This window comes from Mycobacterium sp. (assembly GCF_036490025.1).
Classification (GTDB): Bacteria; Actinomycetota; Actinomycetes; order Mycobacteriales; family Mycobacteriaceae; genus Mycobacterium.
Genome location: NZ_DASXEP010000071.1, coordinates 58,862 through 74,834 on the forward strand (window position 1 = coordinate 58,862; position 15,973 = coordinate 74,834).

A 15,973-nucleotide genomic window follows, 5' to 3' on the forward strand; every position below is an offset into this window, starting at 1 on the left:
TTGGGTTGCTCCGGACAGTTTGGGGTCGTAGGGACAAAGCAAGTTACCCGTTGAGGCTACTCGACTGTGTACATGCTGGCCAAACCGCTCGGCGGTAGTGCGCACTAGTGGGCCGCGGTGTCCCAGCTCGGCCCGTAGCCCACCGAAACCTCCAGCGGCACGTCAAGCGGGTAGGCGCCGCCCATCTTGTCGCGCACCAACGCCTCGAGCTGCTCGCGTTCACCTTCGGCGACCTCGAACAACAGTTCGTCGTGGACCTGTAGCAGCATTCGCGACGTCAGCCCCGCGGCTGTGAGGCCGTTGTCGACCTCGATCATCGCCACCTTGATGATGTCGGCCGCGCTGCCCTGGATCGGCGCGTTGAGCGCTGCCCGCTCGGCGGCCTCACGCACCTGCCGATTGCTGCTGTCCAGCTCGGGTAGGTAGCGCCGTCGTCCCAGCACGGTCGAGGTGTAGCCGTCTTTACGGGCCTGCTCCACCACGTTCATCAGGTAGTCCCGCACCCCGCCGAACCGGGCGAAATACTGATCCATCTGAACTTTGGCCTCTTCAGTGGAGATCTTCAGCTGGGCCGCCAGACCGTAGGCGCTGAGGCCGTAAGCCAGGCCGTACGACATCGCCTTGACGCGGCGCCGCAGCTCGCCGGTCACCTCGTCGATCGGCACGCCGAACGCCCGCGACGCGACGAACGAGTGCAGGTCCTCCCCCGTGTTGAAGGCTTCGATGAGGCCTTCGTCGCGGGACAGATGCGCCATGATTCGCATCTCGATCTGGCTGTAGTCGGCGGTCATCAGCTGGGTGTATCGGGCACCTACGACGAAGGCGTCGCGGATCTGGCGGCCGGCGTCCGTACGAATCGGGATGTTCTGCAGGTTGGGCTCGGTGGACGAAAGCCGGCCGGTCGCCGCAATCGTCTGGTTGAACGTGGTGTGGATACGACCGTCTCCGGCAACGGAATTCAGCAATCCATCGACGGTCACCTTCAACCGGGTGACATCCCGGTGCGCGAGCAGGTGTTGCAGGAACGGATGCCCGGTTTTGTCGAACAGCGATTGCAGCGCATCCGCGTCGGTGGTGTAGCCAGTCTTCGTCCGCTTGGTTTTCGGCATCTCCAACTCGTCGAAGAGCACCACCTGCAGCTGTTTTGGTGAGCCGAGGTTGATCTGCTTTCCGATCACGGCGTAGGCCGCTTCGGCGGCATCACGGATCTGGTCGCCGAATTGGCTTTGCAGCGAACTCAATTGGTCCAGATCCACGGCGATACCGGTGGCCTCCATGCCGGCCAGTACCCGTTGGACCGGCAGCTCCATCTCGGCCAGCAGCGACGTGGAGTCGATGCGGGCCAATTCGGTGTCCAACGCGTCGGCCAGGTCGACGACGGCGCGAGCACGAAGCACCGCGGTCTGCACGGCCTGCTCGTCGACTCCCTCGTTGTCGTCGAGGAGCGAAAGTTGTTGCTGCTCTGAGGTTTCCGCACGCAGCTCGCGGCGAAGGTAGCGCAGCGACAAGTCGTCCAGCGTGAAGCTGCGCTGTCCCGGGCGGACCAGGTAGGCGGCCAGCGCGGTATCGGAGCTGACCCCGTTCAGCGTCCAGCCGCGTCCGGTGAGGTCGTGGATGGCCAACTTGGCCTCGTGTAGGGCTTTCGGCCTGTCGGGGTCAGCGAGCCATGCCGCCAGCGCCGAATCGTCCTCGTCGGTCAAGGCCGTGGTGTCGATGAAGCCGCCGTCGCCGTCGGCAGCGGCGATCGCCAGCGCGGTCGCATCGCCGTCGTACGGCCGGTGCGTGCCCACCACTGCCAGCCCCGCTCGGCGGCCGTCGGCGACGTGATCGGCCAGCCACTGGCCGACCGTGCCGGGCTCCAGCGCTCCCCCGCGGACGTCGAAACCCTCGTCGACCTCGGGTTCGACGGCAGCCAGCGTGTCGAACAGCCGGTCGCGCAACACCCGGAACTCCAGCTGGTCGAACAGTTGGTGGATCTGGTCGCGGTCCCAGGGTTGCACCCGTAGCGTGTCCGGCGTCTGCGCCAGCGGCACGTCACGAACCAGATCGGTGAGCTGGCGGTTGAGCACCACGCTGGACAGATTCGCCCGCAACGCGTCGCCGACCTTGCCGCGCACCGCGTCGACGTTGTCGACCAGCGCCTGCAGCGATCCGTATTCGATGATCCACTTCGACGCCGTCTTCTCGCCTACCCCCGGGATGCCGGGCAAGTTGTCGCTCGGATCGCCACGCAGGGCAGCGAAATCGGGGTACTGCTCGGGGGACAGGCCGTATTTCTCGACCACGGCCGCCGGGGTGAACCGGGTCAGCTCGCTGACGCCTTTACGCGGGTAGAGCACGGTGACGTCGTCGGTGACCAATTGCAGCGAATCGCGGTCACCGGTGACGACCAGGACCCGATAGCCCTCCTTTTCGGCCTGAGTCGCCAGCGTCGCAATCAGGTCGTCGGCCTCGAACCCCGGCTCGGCGAGCACGGTAATGCCCAGTGCCGCAAGGACTTCCTTGGTGACGTCGATCTGACCATGAAACTCATCAGGCGTCGCCGACCGGTTGGCTTTGTACTCCGGGTAACGCTCGGAGCGGAAAGTCTGCCGGGACACATCGAACGCGGCGGCGACGTGGGTGGGCGACTCGTCGCGCAGCAGGTTGATCAGCATCGCGGTGAACCCGTAGACCGCGTTGGTGGTCATCCCGCCCCGGGTTTTGAAGTTCTCGACCGGCAGCGCGTAGAACGCCCGAAACGCCAGCGAATTGCCGTCCAGCAGCATCAGCGTCGGCTTGTCGTCAGCAGTCTTGCCGACTTGCGTCTTCTTACTTGCGGTCCGCGCTGGGCTCACGGCCTCAACTCTAAGCACTGGGTCCGACCCCGAGTAACGGCTGCGCCCCTAGCCGCCAAACTGCAACACGTTTCAGTTTTGCCGTCGCGCTAGGTACGCTGGCCCGGTGCCAGAGGTTACCGTTCCAGAACCGGCAATCGACGGGTGGTTCGCCGCCGACGAGGCCGGCAACCCGCATCTGATCGGCGGCAAGTGCCCCACCTGCGGCACCTACGTTTTCCCGCCCCGGGAGAACAACTGCCCCAATCCGGGGTGCGATTCCGACGCACTGGAGTCCGTCGCGTTGTCGACCCGCGGAACGCTGTGGAGCTATACCGAGAACCGTTATCCGCCGCCTGCGCCCTACCCTGCCGCAGAGTCCTTCGAGCCGTTCGCCATCGCCGCGGTCGAACTCGCCGACGAGGGAATCATCGTGCTCGGCAAGGTGGTCGACGGAACGCTGGCAGCCGATCTGAAGGTCGGTATGCAGATGCAGCTGGCCACCATGACCCTGTTCACCGACGCCGACGGCGTCGAACGCCTCGTGCACGCATGGAGGCGCGCCACATGAGCACTCCCGAACCGCTCTACATCCTCGGGGCCGGCATGCACCCGTGGGGCAAGTGGGGCCGAGACTTCACCGAATACGGCGTGGTCGCCGCGCGCGCCGCACTGGCCGAGGCCGGCCTGGACTGGCGGCAGATACAACTGGTCGCCGGGGCCGACACCATCCGCAACGGCTACCCGGGCTTCATCGCGGGGTCGACGTTCGCGCAGAAACTCGGCTGGAACGGAGTGCCGGTCAGCTCCAGCTACGCCGCATGTGCCAGCGGCTCCCAGGCCCTGCAAAGCGCCCGTGCTCACATTCTGGCCGGGTTCTGCGACGTCGCGCTGGTCATCGGTGCCGACACCACCCCGAAGGGAGCGTTCGCGCCGGTCGGCGGCGAACGTAAGAACGACCCGGACTGGCAGCGCTTCCACCTGATCGGCGCGATGAATCCGGTGTATTTCGCGCTGCTGGCCCGACGTCGGATGGACCTGTACGGGGCGACGTCCGAGGACTTCGCTCAGGTGAAGGTCAAGAACTCCCAGCACGGTCTGCAGAACCCGAATGCCCGCTACCGAAAGGAATCCTCGGTCGACGACGTGCTGGCCAGCCCGGTGGTCAGCGACCCGCTGCGGCAGCTCGACATCTGCGCCACTTCTGACGGCGCGGCCGCGCTGATCGTGGCCGGCGCGGACTTCGCCCGTAAGCATCTCGGCTCCCTGGAGGGCGTGCCGTCCGTACGCGCGGTGAGCACGGTAACTCCGCAGTACCCGCAGCACCTTCCCGAATTACCCGATATTGCAACGGATTCCACCGCCGTGGTACCGGCACCGGATCGGGTGTTCAAGGACCAGATCCTCGACGCGGCGTACGCCGAAGCCGGTATCGGGCCGGCAGACGTCAGCTTGGCCGAGGTTTACGACCTGTCCACTGCCCTGGAGCTGGACTGGTATGAGCACCTGGGGCTCTGCGCCAAGGGTGACGCCGAGGCCCTGCTGCGCAGCGGGGCAACCGCCATCGGCGGCAAGGTGCCGGTCAACCCGTCGGGCGGCCTGGCCTGCTTCGGCGAGGCGATCCCCGCTCAGGCGATCGCCCAGGTCTGCGAGTTGACCTGGCAGCTGCGCGGTCAGGCCACCGGCCGACAAGTGGAGAACGCCAAGGTGGGCGTCACCGCGAACCAAGGCCTGTTCGGGCACGGCTCGTCGGTGATCGTCGCGCGCTGAACCCAGCTATTTCGACGGCGGTGCGTCCTGGGCCGTGTCGAAGGTTTCCAGCACGACTTCGGCCACGTGCTTCATCGTGGTCCGCCGATCCATCGCCGCGCGCTGGATCCACTTGAACGCCTCGGGCTCGGTCATGCCCTGGTTGGCCTGTAACAGCCCTTTGGCGCGTTCCACGAGCTTGCGGGTTTCCAGCCGGTCCGACAACGTCTCGACTTCGCGCTCCAGTGCCCTGATTTCGCTGAATCGGCTCAGAGCCACCTCGATCGCGGGGATCAGGTCGGAGATGGTGAACGGTTTCACCAAATAAGCCATCGCCCCGGCGTCGCGGGCTTTTTCGACGAGGTCGCGTTGGCTGAACGCGGTCAGCACCACGATCGGCGCGATGCGTTTGCGGGCGATCTCCGCCGCGGCATCGATGCCGTCGCGACGCGGCATCTTCACATCCATGATCACCAGATCGGGATCGAGTTTCTCGGCCAGCTCGACGGCTTCCTGACCGTCGCCGGCCTCGCCGACGATCTCGTAGCCCTCTTCGCGCAGCATCTCGGCCAAGTCGAGCCGGATGAGCGCCTCGTCCTCGGCGATGAGAACCCGGTGCGGCGTACGCGCGTCGACGTCGGTCATGACGAACATTCTGTCGTGAACCACGCCGATCCTCGACCGCGGGGGCGGTGAGTCGGCTCGCATCGACCGATCCTCTATGGTGGGAGGCCGTAAGTGCCAGGCCCTCGTATCCCAACTGGCAGAGGAAACGGATTCAAAACCCGTCCAGTGTGAGTTCGAATCTCACCGAGGGCACTTCTGAGCAGGCATTATGCTTAGACTGGTCAACACGCTCAGCTCGCCAGTCCGCACACAGTCCGCAGGAGGATTTACACTGCGGACCATGGCAAGCATTAGGCGCAGTGTTCGCGCGGGTGTAGAGGACCGCTGGCACCGGCCAGCACGGCGCGGTGAACAGGTCGCTTGGCCTGCCGATCAGACGGGCAGGCCAACGTGGTGCGTCGACCCTAAGCACGCCAAGACACCCGGCACGATGGTCTGTACGGTTCGCCACGGCAAGGGCAAGCGCTGGCTTGCTAGATGGGTTGACCACGACGGCCAGGAGCGGACTAGAGCGTTCGATAAGCGCGTCGAGGCACAGCAGCACATCGACGGCACCACGACCGCGCTCAACACTGGCACGTATGCGGACCCGCAGCGCTCGGCGGTTACTTTTAGGACTGTTGCCGAAACGTGGTTTGGCACAAAGGAAGCCGCTAATCGGGCACCTAAGACGATTGGCGATTACCGCGGGTTGCTTGACGTGGTGATCCTGCCGAAGTGGGGCGATTACGCATTGAGGGACATTGACTACGAACGGCTACAGACGTGGGTTACGTGGCTAGCGACTAACCCGGCAGCGCGTCAGCGCAAACGCAAGAGCAACCCGGATGCCGGCCTATCTCCTTCGCGGGTGATCCAAGCTCACCAGGTCGTGCATCAGGTATTCGCGTATGCGATCCGGGCCAAGTATCTTGCCGCGAATCCGGCGGACAACATCGTGTTGCCGAGCAAGCCGCAGAGCAAAGACCTGGCGCTAACGCATGACCAGGTGGGGCTGCTTGCCGACGAGACGGCCAACGCGCCGGTTCGCCAGCGTAGCGACACGCGCCCTTCGCGGACCTCGCTTGCCGCGATGGTGCGATTCCTGGCCTATTCCGGCCTCCGGTTTGGCGAGGCCGCTTCGCTGCGGGTGGGCGACGTAGACCTAGAAAAGCGAAGCGTGAACGTGGCGAAGGGCATTACCGGCGTGCGCGGCCAGGGCCGGATAGAAGGCGACACCAAGACGCACCAGCGGCGCGCGGTGCCGATATTGACGACGGCGTGTGTCGAGGAACTACGGGAGGCGATCAAGGGCCGAGACCCGTCAGAGTTCGTGTTCCCCGGCCCGGACGGCGGCGCTATGACGCTCGGGTGGTTCCGGGTGCGGTTCGATAAGGCGGTTGCGAAGCTGAGCTATGGCGATGTGACGCCGCACACCTTGCGGCACACTGCCGGGTCGCTGGCCATCAGCGAGTCGTCTACCGCTGCGGGCATGATGGCGGCACAAAAGTTGTTGGGACACAAGAACTTAACCACCACGGCCAACGTCTATAGCCACATGATTGATGGCGAATGGGAGCGGCTAGCGGCGGCGATGGATAAGGCGACCGCGCCGAAGTAGCTGGCGACACGCCAACGCGCACCTCCTTGCTATCGAACACGCGTTCGCTATGGTGATCACCCAGTGGCGGCATAGAGCGTTCTGGACATACGACCCGCTGCCACGTCGCGATCCGCGCGCAACCCGAACCGGCAGGGGTATCCATTGTGCTGCCGAAAATGAAAGATCAGTATGTCCGAGCAATCGCCATTCATTGACGCTGCCGGTATTGCCGCTTATAGCGGTCGGAGCATTGACACCATTCGTTATTGGGAGCGGCTAGGCGAGCTTCCCTCGTCCGCCAAGGTTGGCCGTAGGCGCGTGTGGAAGCGTGCCGATATTGAATCTTGGTTTGAGTCCAAGTTCGCTGCCTAAGCACGCCAAGCCCAGCTTAGCTTCCCGTAAGGGGCTACTGGGCTAATGCTGTTCAAAAACTGGAGAAATAGGATTGTGAGTCAAATGAATGTATCAGCCGAAGAGTTCTTTATGAACTCAGGCAGTGATCAATTAGAGAAAGCTTACGGCTGGGCGCGTGCACGTTATGCGTCACCGTGGGCAGTGTTCTTCGGAGTGTTATTGCGGGTCGCTGCCAGCGTTCCGCCAACCGTGCAGTTGCCACCTGTCATCGGTGGTCACGCCAGCCTGAACCTGCTCTGTGCCTTTGTGGGCCGGTCTGGAACCGGAAAAGGGAACACCATGAAGGTTGCAGCCTTGGCGTGGCCTAACGATATTCTGACGCTGCCTATTGGATCAGGCCAAGGAATAGCCGAAGCGTTTACAAAACGGAACGCGACAGATGAGATTCATCCAGTTATCTTTGATATACCAGAAATAGACACGATGGCCGGGCTGTCGAGCGCTCACGGAAGCATCTTGCTACCGACGTTAAAGAGCTTAGCAATGGGCGAACAGCTCGGGCAGGCTAATGCGACTAAGGATGCCCGCCGGAATGTCCCAGCACACTCTTATAGGGCTTGCCTGTCGGTCGGTGCGCAGCCGGGCCACACGGATGTCATATTCAATGATACGAGCGGTGGCACCCCACAACGCTTCCTGTGGGTTCCGGTAACAGACCCAAATATCCCAGACGGGGAATTTAATGATCCCGATCCGTTGGAGACGGATATGCCGATATGGACGCCGGGAAATGGTGGTGTTGTCGAGATTGTTTATGCGGCACCCGAGATTGAGCGGGCTATCCGCGTGAACCACATTGCCCGCCAGCGCGGCGACGGCGACGCACTTGACGGCCATGCAGTGCTCACCCGTTGCAAGGTGGCCGCACTGTTGGCGATCATGCATCGGCGGGCTGAGGTCAGCGAACAAGACTGGCGTCTATCCGCTGCTGTCATGGCCGTTTCAGATGAGACGAGGAGTGGTCTGGCCCAAGCTGCTGAGGACATCAAACGTCAGCGGGAATTGGAGGCGGGCGCTGCCAGGGCAATGCGTAGTGAGGGGTACGAGGTTGGTCGGGTGCAGTTGGCCATGCGCGCAATTGTTGAGAGATTGAAGCGCCAGAGGGGCGACGGAATGGCCAGAAATGACCTCCGGACGAGCCTCAGCACGCCGCATCGCCAAGTGTTTGATTCAGCGATTCAGGAGTTAGCTGAGAATAGCGTCGTTGAAGTCGTCACGGTCAGGCGTGGCACGCGCTATCGGCTTGCGGACTGTTGCCAGGGTGGCGACACTCACCAGGGTCAGTTTACGCAGTTCAAAGAGGGTGGCAGCGCCTACCAGGGTGGCGCGCCCGACAACCTCATCAGTCTGGAAGACCACAGGTCACAGAAGTCGGGCGGGCCGAAAGCCTCCTGCCAGAAATGGTTCGACAGGTACCTCGCTGAGCAACGCGACCGGGGGCACGACACCGTAGAAGCGGTTGCTGTGCGCACAGCGGGGCAAGCAGCAGGCTATTCCCGGAGCAGCCTGTACGTGGCGGCTAATAAGCGGGGCCTCAAGGGGTCTATCTGGTCGCTTACAGGCTGAAATTCTGTCGAGAGGGGTCGCTGGCCGTGCGAGGCGGGTGCTGATCACGCAACGGGTCGACGCGGTTCATTCCCGACCAGAACGCTCATCTCGAGATCTCGTCCTCGGAGACCGGCTCAACCACAACGCGGCGCATCCACTCAAGTACCGTTTCAACGCGGCGATACTTGCGCTGCGGGGCGAGTGTCTCGTGGAACTGGGACCGCGCACCGGCAATTCGCCAAGTAGCGTGGTCCAGGTGCATCCCACGACCTCTGATTGACGCGTCGATGGTGTTCTTGCCGTAGGTAAGTGTGAGTGTTGTGGTTGCGATACCCCACTCGGCATCGCCTTTGGTTTCCTCGCTCATTGCCCAGCCTGTCGCACCGGCGACCGTCCGAAACCGCTCGACGACGGGAATTTGAGCCTCCTCGACCTGTGGTGCGCCGTAGGACGCCACATCATGCACTGCCTCGGCCAGCTCGGCGAAACCCAGAAGTTCCAACCGAACTGACGCCGCTTGCAGCAGCAGATCAAATTCTTCGGCGTCGGGCATCTCCCTGATTGCCGCTTGGAGGTCGGCCCGAGGGTCAGGCTTCTGACTAACCATGAAGCCATTCCACCAGAGACGCGCTCCATTTTTCTTTTCCGGAGAGAGAGAAGGCGCTGGCCGTATGAGGCGCAGACGTCCTCCTATTGGGGCCACCCCCAGGGGGTACAAAGCTCAAGGGCACGGAACTGGCGTCGTTCATGATTGACCCTTTGCGCGGTCGAGGCTTGAGAGCGTGAACTCAGCTACAGAGCAGGCCTCCCTCACGACCAATCGCGCTAGCTCTGCGGTGACCCCAGTCGGAAGAGTCCTTCCGTGTCCCGTACCTTGCAGGTTCCGTAGCGCGTTGACCTGTTCAGCAATTGCCCACCCGTTTTGAAGGACTGCTTTGATGTGCTTTGCGCCGGGAGTGTCACCCGCGACTTGCTGAGGAAGTATGTTCAATCGCTCCCTCGCGAGGTACCACAGCTCGCCAAAGTCGGCATTCTTCCCAATCGGCCAGTCAAGTTCCGACAACACGAATTTCGCAACAGCTTCAAGGAGGTCCTTCGCTGAGCCCAGCGCGAGAGCTGGGTCTTCGTTCGCTTGCTGCAAGCGATGCAGTTGCTCGTTAAGGGCGGGTCTACCGCCGGTGTCTAGGTTTATCGAAACCTCGGACAGGTCTCCTGCATCAGACAGGTTCCAGCCCTGCTTACGGAATGCCCTTTGCGCACGGCTGAGAGCGTCAGCCGGGATTGAGTCGTCGTCGAAATGGCCGCCTGCGCGCAGGTCCCTCAACAGAGAGTCGACCAGTTTTCGTGCGAGAGCCGGCCTACGTATTGCGGCCTGGATTGCACGACGAACGCGGACTTCCTTGTTGGGCGTATGCGTCAGTTCGTCATACGGCGCGGCATCGCCAAGTCCTGACCCCACGAACGCGGCAGTGAGCTTCGTGTGCGTGGAGCCGTTTCCGCCGAGGTAGAACCTGGCGAACGTGGCCGCGATGTCTTCACTGACAGGTGGTCGAGACATGATGTTTTCATCGTAACTACCAGCACCAACGGCTTTTTCAGTGTCTTCTCCCGGAGAGAGAGACGGCGCTGGCAGTGCGAGGCGCACCTGTAAGCGGCCAGCGGGGCACCCCCACCCCCCATGCCGGACACCGGTTTAGGGTTGAGTGCTCGTTATTCTGAATCGGACGCCAATTCGGAGAAGTCCAACCGTTTGATGGCGTCGCGCCCATGACGGAGGCAGTACGCCCGCCCCAGGGTGAGCATTGCCCATGCTATTTCGGTGGATCGTTCGACGGCATATTCCATGGCATGGTCGTCTTCGTAATATGAGGTGTCGTCCCATTCGATGGCCACCAGATCACTAGCCTCGTGTGCGTCGTATTCGATATAGTCCTCGGATTGCACCTCGGCAGTGGTCATGCGGACGCCGACTGACGACAGGCCGCGCAAGGTCTCAAGTACCTCCGCCGGTGCCATACCAGTATCTCGACGGACGAGGTCGAGGCTTATGTGAACATTGTCTGGCAGCTCTTCTGTGCACCCCGCACCCATTATTTCCGCCATCAAGTCCCGTTCATCTTCTGTCATCCGACGTAGGGCTTGCATGAACGCGTTTGATATATTGATGATTGCATTTTCGTCGTCTTCCGAAGCTGCACCCAACAGTTTGAAAAGCGCCACTGGTTTAGGTGGAAGATAATCTTCCCTGTGAATTTTTCCGATCTTTTGCACAATCATTAGCGCAAGTTCCTCGGGCGAGACGCCGGCTATGTCGATGTAGCCTACTGTGGGAAGGAAACCAGGGACTTCCGCATCATCGACCCGCACCGGTAGGATGTATTCTTCATTCTCCTCGAAGGCACGGGCTTGAGCGCTCCGGCGCTCGTGCGTGGTCCAAACCTTACGTGCATAGTCGTCCGAAATGAATACCACTGCATAGCTTGCAGCCTTACGATATATATAGTCGAGATGTTCATACAGATTTTTGCCCCATAGATGAATTTTCTCGAAGTTGTCATAAAAAACTCGGATACCGCGCGACTTTAGCGATTCGGCAACTTTCTCGACGTAGTCACGTTGTTCGCCGGCGAATGACAGCGCAACGTCCCACTCGCGGATGTTGCGTTCCTCTTGGTGCATTGGACCAACTTTACAAGCTGCCGCATTTACTCGGAATCTTCGCTGAGAGCCCGGTACACGGTCGCTCGGCTGACGCCCAGTGCGACGGCGATGGTGCTCGCGGGTTCCCCAGTAGAGTGCATTCGCTGAGCTAGTGCGGTCTTCTGTGCGTCCAGCGCTTTGGGGCGACCAATGGACTGCCCGCGTGCGCGCCGGGCTTCGCGCGCCGCCGACCGACGTTCCTTGCCGAGCTCAAGTTCCAGCTCCGCCAGACTGGCGAGCACACCGGCCACCATGCGACCGGCAGCGTTGGAGGTGTCGATGCCCTCCCGAAGGGATCGCAGGACAATTCCGCGCACACCCAGCTCGCGGATGGTGGACATGACCTCGGCAGCGTTACGGCCCAGGCGGTCGATGCCGACCACGACGATGGCGTCCCCTTCGCGGGCGTAATCCAGCAGCGCCGCTAAGCCGGGACGCTGTTCTCGCGTCGACGCGCCCGACAGTTTATCGCTATAGACACGCGCCCCGTCCACCCCGGAAGCGACGAGCGCATCGACTTGCTGGTCGAGGGACTGATGTCCTGTGCTCACGCGGGCGTAGCCCAAGTTGGTTCCGGTAACGGCGGGGGCGGTGGTTGCGTCCATCCGTCGAATGTCTCAGAAGTCTCATAAGTCGTCAATATGAGACACGACTTTTGGCACAACTTTTGCGACACTGCGACGTGGGAATTGTTGATGCTAAGGAAGCGACCGGCCTACAGTCTCAGATCTTTAGTTTTGAGACGAGGGACGAAGCCCGCGCAGGCTTCGTACTCCGCATCGCCGGACGGCATTGCGCGAAAAGGGCTCGTATCACTGCATCAGTGCTGGATACCCTCTGTCGATGCCGCAAAGTAAGGGAAGGTCGCGTAGTAAGGGAAAGCGCAAGAAGGCACATTCGACCCACAGCCAAGGTGTGACTCAGCCAAACGTGGCATACGTGTTCGCTCCGCAACGAGAGCGGATGAAGTCGTTCTTTGATCTGGTCTTCTCGATTGGCGCAGCGGCGGACGACTCCCTCAGTGGTGCGACTCGACCGGAGGACGTTCGCGAAGCGCGGCTCTTCATCTTTGACATTTGCGTACTGACGCGAGGCATCAACGCACTCAAGTCCATTCGTGTCTTGTGCGAGGAAGGCCAGTGGGAGTTCGCCGTCGGTATCGTGCGGCAGCTCTTCGAGCTCCTGCTCAACATAGAGCATCTGAAAACATTCGCCGATCGCGATGAAGGAAACTTCCGGTATGCGAAGTACGGCCTGATGCAGCACATCGAACGACGGAGAGGCACTTTGCTTTACACGAAGAAGACGGGAAGGGACATCGACGAAGCTCAACTGGAGGAGGCAGAACAGATCCTCGCCAGCGCGTTCCCCGAGTTCCGCTCCGTGTCAGCCCGGGGAAAGTTGATTCGTGAACAGTATTGGTCAGGCCTCAACGTCCGTACTTTAGCCAAGCAGTCGGACCATCCGATGCGCGTCGACCAATACGACCTCCTGTTTGTTCCCTACTCGGACCAGGCGCACGGTGCTCCCAGTGCGCTTGTGGACGCAATGTTTCCGCGCAGTGTAAAGCCGGAGGCGATGTTCGCCGAAGACTCGATCCATATCGGTGAGACGTTGATCATGGCGATCAACCTCTTTCTAGAACTGTGGGACTTACTTGAGCATGTTCGTCAACCTGATGTTGGGCAGCGTCTCGCGTGGGTTACGGCTACGAAGGCGGAAGCAGAGAAGTTTGGCGTATGGCCGACAACACCCCATCTGCACGGGATGTCAAGCGTTGAGGACGAATCTCAGTGATGCGGACCTATTGGGCGACGGGCGGGACGACCAAGGAGCGCGATTGGCGTTGTCAGAAAGGCTTGGTGCCCCTGAAATGGATCCACGGAAATCTGGTTGGTGTGGGGTCATGTCGCTCACGACGAGCTGTCGAGGCGAACTCGTAAAGGGCGACGGAGTCTTGCCCTTCAAAGGCACTCGGGCCAGCCAGGGCAGCGGAAACTGCTTCTCGCAACAGGTGCTCGGCGGTGCTTTCAAGCTCTTCATAAGCGCCGTCGTTGGAAAGCTCGTCGCTCTGGAAGTTGCGAACAACTTTCGACCCGGAATCGGAAACTAGCGCGGCAGCGCTTGAGAGTGCGGTAGTGAAAGCGCTGGCATCCCACATCGCAAGACTGATGTACGTCTGGTAACTGGCTTTGAAAGGAGTTCGAATCTCCGCTGCCCATTCGATTACACCGTGGCGTTCCGTAGCCTCGTATATCGGATCGCTGTGAAGCTGCTTCAAGAGGTCGTTGAACACGCGTGACACCCGGTAGATGGCTTTGTCGTCTGTCATCGGACTCGGACCCCGTAACCAGGTGGAACCAGCGCCTTCTTCTCATAGCCGCTGGGCAGTATGTACTCGATACCTTGCCCCATTATGCATCGGCGTGGCCCCTGTATCTCGCTAACCTGCGCCGGATCGATCAGGAAGACCCAATGCCGTTCCGTCATTTGTACTGGTAGATGGAGTAACGGTCCCGAGCACGTAGGACAGAGTGCTGTCGTTGTCGTCCATACCGTTCGATCAGTCGGCGGCGCGTGCTGATCCGTTACGTATCGGAGCAGAGGACGCCCTGCTAGTTCTTCCGCAACGTCTGCTCCCGTCCGCACAGGCATAGCGCTGAGCGATGCGTTCTCTGGCCAGATGTCCACCGTCTCGCCCGCTCGACGGTTCTGGAGAAAATAGACGTCCAGAGAGACCGCCAGGTTGCACGCGCATGACGCGACCGGCCCAGATCCGGGCAGCATTCGAGTACGTTATCTCGCGGAAGTCGCTTGACTAGGCAGGCCGCGCCTTCGCCCTAAACGTGTCGAGCGGCTATTACGTCAGGGCGTGCGAGCCTGCTGGTAGTTCAACGATCACATAGCCGCTGTGCGGCTCGAAGCCGGTGGCCCAGCGAGCGGGAGGACCCATCCTCGATCATCGGAAGCGGCCACGGAGGTTTAGGAACCCGGACGGGGAATCGAGACATAGGCAAGTTTCCGCGTAGGCAGAGACTCTGCACGGGCGCGGCTCGGCGTGCTGACGGTGGTCAGCACCTAGCTCATGTGAGGTCATGTTTCGGCATGTCACGCCGTGCTGACTCATTTCGCGTCTCCGCAGGTCAACCGCGTTATATGCGTATTCGATTCCCGGCAGCTCCGTTCCGGATTTGACTCACGACCGCTGCTGCAAGAGCTTTACGACGTCGACCATTAACCGGAACGCGGATAGCGTTGGGTACAGCACCCGGCTTAGGTCGCTTGTCAGCCTCAGGTTCACGACGCCGGGATCTGCGGTTGCTTGCTGTTCCTGCTCAGACATACCGAGTACAGCCCAGGGTCGACCGTGAGCGAAGCCGGAACAGATTTGCCAGGGCAAAAGTGGGGTTGACTCAGCCGAATGCTCTTCGATGTACTTGACCGCCGTGCTGCTGCGGTAACCGGCTCGGACGCTTGCCGTCGAAATTCCGCGCACGGCAGCAATCGCGTCCAGTCTGACCAGCTTTGCCTCCCGACTCGCGTCGTCGGCCAAGCCGAGCGGTTCGAGGGCAATGAGTTGTTCGTTGAAGTTCCGCGCATGCCAGCGGAGCGTCCGTTCGATTCGATCGTTACGCACTGGGGGGTGCAGGATCCAGAACGCCGCTGACAGATTCTCCAAAGAGCCTCGGACGAGGCTGTAGACCGCCGACGCGTGCAACACCTCCAAGTCCACGACGAGCGACTTAGCGGCGTGAAGGTGGTCGACCCCGCTGACAAGGCAGGCGCGAACTGCGTGCGACACACAGTAGGGCGCACTCTTCTTATCGTCGCCGCATAGCGAGGATCTATCACGTACCGCGAAGTCATTGGTGTCGCCGATGCGCTGGGCCATTTTGTCGATGCCAGGCGCGATCTCTAGCCATTTTGCGACAACTTGCTCTTCGGGTACGGCGGCACCAACGTCGTCACTCACATGCGCGATCGTGCACCACCTTGCCGACATTTGCCGCTTGGCCCGCAGGTGTTTGTCTGGATCGTCGGCAGCGTCCAGACACGCGACGGCAAAAGCAGGCGAAGCGCGGACAGCCGTAAACGGCACCCGTCAACCGTCAGGGCCATTGAGTCGCAACGGCTTTAGGGCACGGACCGCCTACCCTGACGATGCTCGCCAGTCCGCACACAGTCCGCACGGCACCAACCTGCGCCCACCCTTTACCACCAGTGAAAAGTGGACATGATGTACTTTGACCAGGCAATTCACTCCCCTAGCCACCTGTCGCCACCAATCACACCAAACGGCCACGACCTGCGGTTTTACAGAACGGACTATTTCAAAACCCGTCCAGTGTGAGTTCGAATCTCACCGAGGGCACTCAACTGCTCTTGACTGCTGGGGATTTGCTTGGAACACAACCAAATCGGCCTGGCGACATAGGACCTGAGCTTAAGCTTAGGAAAGCTTAAGCTACGCTCAGGTTCGGCGCGCAAGCAACGAGGGGGAATCACGATGGCCAGTAATGTCCGGCGATGGGCCGTC

The 15,973-nt window shown here is 61.3% G+C and carries 14 protein-coding genes and 1 tRNA gene; 7 read left to right on the top strand and 8 right to left on the bottom strand.

Going from position 1 to position 15,973, the window contains the following annotated elements; all coding sequences use genetic code 11:
* Positions 1-104: 104 nt before the first annotated feature.
* Positions 105-2,768, bottom strand: a complete 2,664-nt coding sequence (polA, locus tag VGG53_RS07990) for a DNA polymerase I (RefSeq protein WP_331517526.1) — start codon at positions 2,766-2,768, stop codon at positions 105-107.
* Between the two features lie 175 nt (positions 2,769-2,943).
* Between polA and VGG53_RS07995 the strand changes: the two genes are divergently transcribed.
* Together VGG53_RS07995 and VGG53_RS08000 are read left to right on the top strand one after the other, a co-directional pair.
* Entirely contained in the window at positions 2,944-3,387 is a 444-nt protein-coding gene (locus VGG53_RS07995; protein WP_331517506.1) for a Zn-ribbon domain-containing OB-fold protein, read from the top strand.
* The gene (locus tag VGG53_RS08000; RefSeq protein ID WP_331517507.1) at positions 3,384-4,586 is read left to right on the top strand and encodes a lipid-transfer protein; all 1,203 of its coding nucleotides are present in this window, start codon (positions 3,384-3,386) and stop codon (positions 4,584-4,586) included. Before VGG53_RS07995 ends, VGG53_RS08000 begins: the two co-directional genes overlap by 4 nt.
* Positions 4,587-4,592: 6 nt before the next feature.
* Here the strand turns inward: VGG53_RS08000 and VGG53_RS08005 are convergent, their stop codons facing one another.
* Entirely contained in the window at positions 4,593-5,210 is a 618-nt protein-coding gene (locus VGG53_RS08005) for an ANTAR domain-containing response regulator (protein ID WP_331517508.1), read from the bottom strand.
* A 100-nt stretch (positions 5,211-5,310) separates the two neighbouring features.
* Between VGG53_RS08005 and VGG53_RS08010 the strand changes: the two genes are divergently transcribed.
* The 4 genes from VGG53_RS08010 to VGG53_RS08025 all read left to right on the top strand — a co-directional run bounded on the left by VGG53_RS08010 (position 5,311) and on the right by VGG53_RS08025 (position 8,754).
* A tRNA-Leu gene (locus tag VGG53_RS08010) sits at positions 5,311-5,384 on the top strand.
* Positions 5,385-5,472: 88 nt separating this feature from the next.
* The gene (locus tag VGG53_RS08015) at positions 5,473-6,792 is read left to right on the top strand and encodes a site-specific integrase (protein ID WP_331517510.1); all 1,320 of its coding nucleotides are present in this window, start codon (positions 5,473-5,475) and stop codon (positions 6,790-6,792) included.
* A 171-nt stretch (positions 6,793-6,963) separates the two neighbouring features.
* Positions 6,964-7,146, top strand: a complete 183-nt coding sequence (locus VGG53_RS08020; RefSeq protein WP_331517511.1) for a helix-turn-helix transcriptional regulator — start codon at positions 6,964-6,966, stop codon at positions 7,144-7,146.
* Between the two features lie 84 nt (positions 7,147-7,230).
* Positions 7,231-8,754 carry a hypothetical protein gene (locus tag VGG53_RS08025; protein WP_331517512.1) on the top strand — a complete coding sequence of 508 codons (1,524 nt, stop codon included), beginning with the start codon at positions 7,231-7,233 and terminating at the stop codon, positions 8,752-8,754.
* 85 nt (positions 8,755-8,839) lie between these two features.
* Here the strand turns inward: VGG53_RS08025 and VGG53_RS08030 are convergent, their stop codons facing one another.
* From VGG53_RS08030 to VGG53_RS08045, 4 genes are all read right to left on the bottom strand, one after another.
* Positions 8,840-9,289: a hypothetical protein gene (locus VGG53_RS08030; RefSeq protein ID WP_331517513.1), complete on the bottom strand. Its 450-nt coding sequence runs from the start codon at positions 9,287-9,289 to the stop codon at positions 8,840-8,842.
* A 192-nt stretch (positions 9,290-9,481) separates the two neighbouring features.
* Entirely contained in the window at positions 9,482-10,294 is an 813-nt protein-coding gene (locus tag VGG53_RS08035) for an abortive infection family protein (protein ID WP_331517514.1), read from the bottom strand.
* A 152-nt stretch (positions 10,295-10,446) separates the two neighbouring features.
* The gene (locus VGG53_RS08040; RefSeq protein WP_331517515.1) at positions 10,447-11,415 is read right to left on the bottom strand and encodes a toll/interleukin-1 receptor domain-containing protein; all 969 of its coding nucleotides are present in this window, start codon (positions 11,413-11,415) and stop codon (positions 10,447-10,449) included.
* Positions 11,416-11,441: 26 nt separating this feature from the next.
* On the bottom strand, positions 11,442-12,041 hold the full coding sequence (locus VGG53_RS08045) for a recombinase family protein (RefSeq protein ID WP_331517516.1): 600 nt from the start codon (positions 12,039-12,041) through the stop codon (positions 11,442-11,444).
* Between the two features lie 358 nt (positions 12,042-12,399).
* Here VGG53_RS08045 and VGG53_RS08050 point away from each other — a divergent pair, with 358 nt between their 5' ends.
* Entirely contained in the window at positions 12,400-13,233 is an 834-nt protein-coding gene (locus tag VGG53_RS08050) for a DUF5677 domain-containing protein (protein WP_331517517.1), read from the top strand.
* A 52-nt stretch (positions 13,234-13,285) separates the two neighbouring features.
* Here the strand turns inward: VGG53_RS08050 and VGG53_RS08055 are convergent, their stop codons facing one another.
* Positions 13,286-13,768, bottom strand: a complete 483-nt coding sequence (locus VGG53_RS08055; protein ID WP_331517518.1) for a hypothetical protein — start codon at positions 13,766-13,768, stop codon at positions 13,286-13,288.
* A gap of 864 nt (positions 13,769-14,632) precedes the next feature.
* Positions 14,633-15,409: a hypothetical protein gene (locus VGG53_RS08060; RefSeq protein WP_331517519.1), complete on the bottom strand. Its 777-nt coding sequence runs from the start codon at positions 15,407-15,409 to the stop codon at positions 14,633-14,635.
* Between the last annotated feature and the right edge of the window lie 564 nt (positions 15,410-15,973).

Coding starts and splice junctions, on each gene's coding strand:
- polA (WP_331517526.1), bottom strand. CDS start 2,768: ATGCTGCTGGACGGCAATTCGCTGGCGTTTCGGGCGTTCTACGCGCTG.
- VGG53_RS08000 (WP_331517507.1), top strand. CDS start 3,384: ATGAGCACTCCCGAACCGCTCTACATCCTCGGGGCCGGCATGCACCCG.
- VGG53_RS08005 (WP_331517508.1), bottom strand. CDS start 5,210: ATGACCGACGTCGACGCGCGTACGCCGCACCGGGTTCTCATCGCCGAG.
- VGG53_RS08015 (WP_331517510.1), top strand. CDS start 5,473: ATGGCAAGCATTAGGCGCAGTGTTCGCGCGGGTGTAGAGGACCGCTGG.
- VGG53_RS08020 (WP_331517511.1), top strand. CDS start 6,964: ATGTCCGAGCAATCGCCATTCATTGACGCTGCCGGTATTGCCGCTTAT.
- VGG53_RS08025 (WP_331517512.1), top strand. CDS start 7,231: ATGAATGTATCAGCCGAAGAGTTCTTTATGAACTCAGGCAGTGATCAA.
- VGG53_RS08030 (WP_331517513.1), bottom strand. CDS start 9,289: ATGCCCGACGCCGAAGAATTTGATCTGCTGCTGCAAGCGGCGTCAGTT.
- VGG53_RS08035 (WP_331517514.1), bottom strand. CDS start 10,294: ATGTCTCGACCACCTGTCAGTGAAGACATCGCGGCCACGTTCGCCAGG.
- VGG53_RS08040 (WP_331517515.1), bottom strand. CDS start 11,415: ATGCACCAAGAGGAACGCAACATCCGCGAGTGGGACGTTGCGCTGTCA.
- VGG53_RS08045 (WP_331517516.1), bottom strand. CDS start 12,041: ATGGACGCAACCACCGCCCCCGCCGTTACCGGAACCAACTTGGGCTAC.
- VGG53_RS08050 (WP_331517517.1), top strand. CDS start 12,400: ATGAAGTCGTTCTTTGATCTGGTCTTCTCGATTGGCGCAGCGGCGGAC.
- VGG53_RS08055 (WP_331517518.1), bottom strand. CDS start 13,768: ATGACAGACGACAAAGCCATCTACCGGGTGTCACGCGTGTTCAACGAC.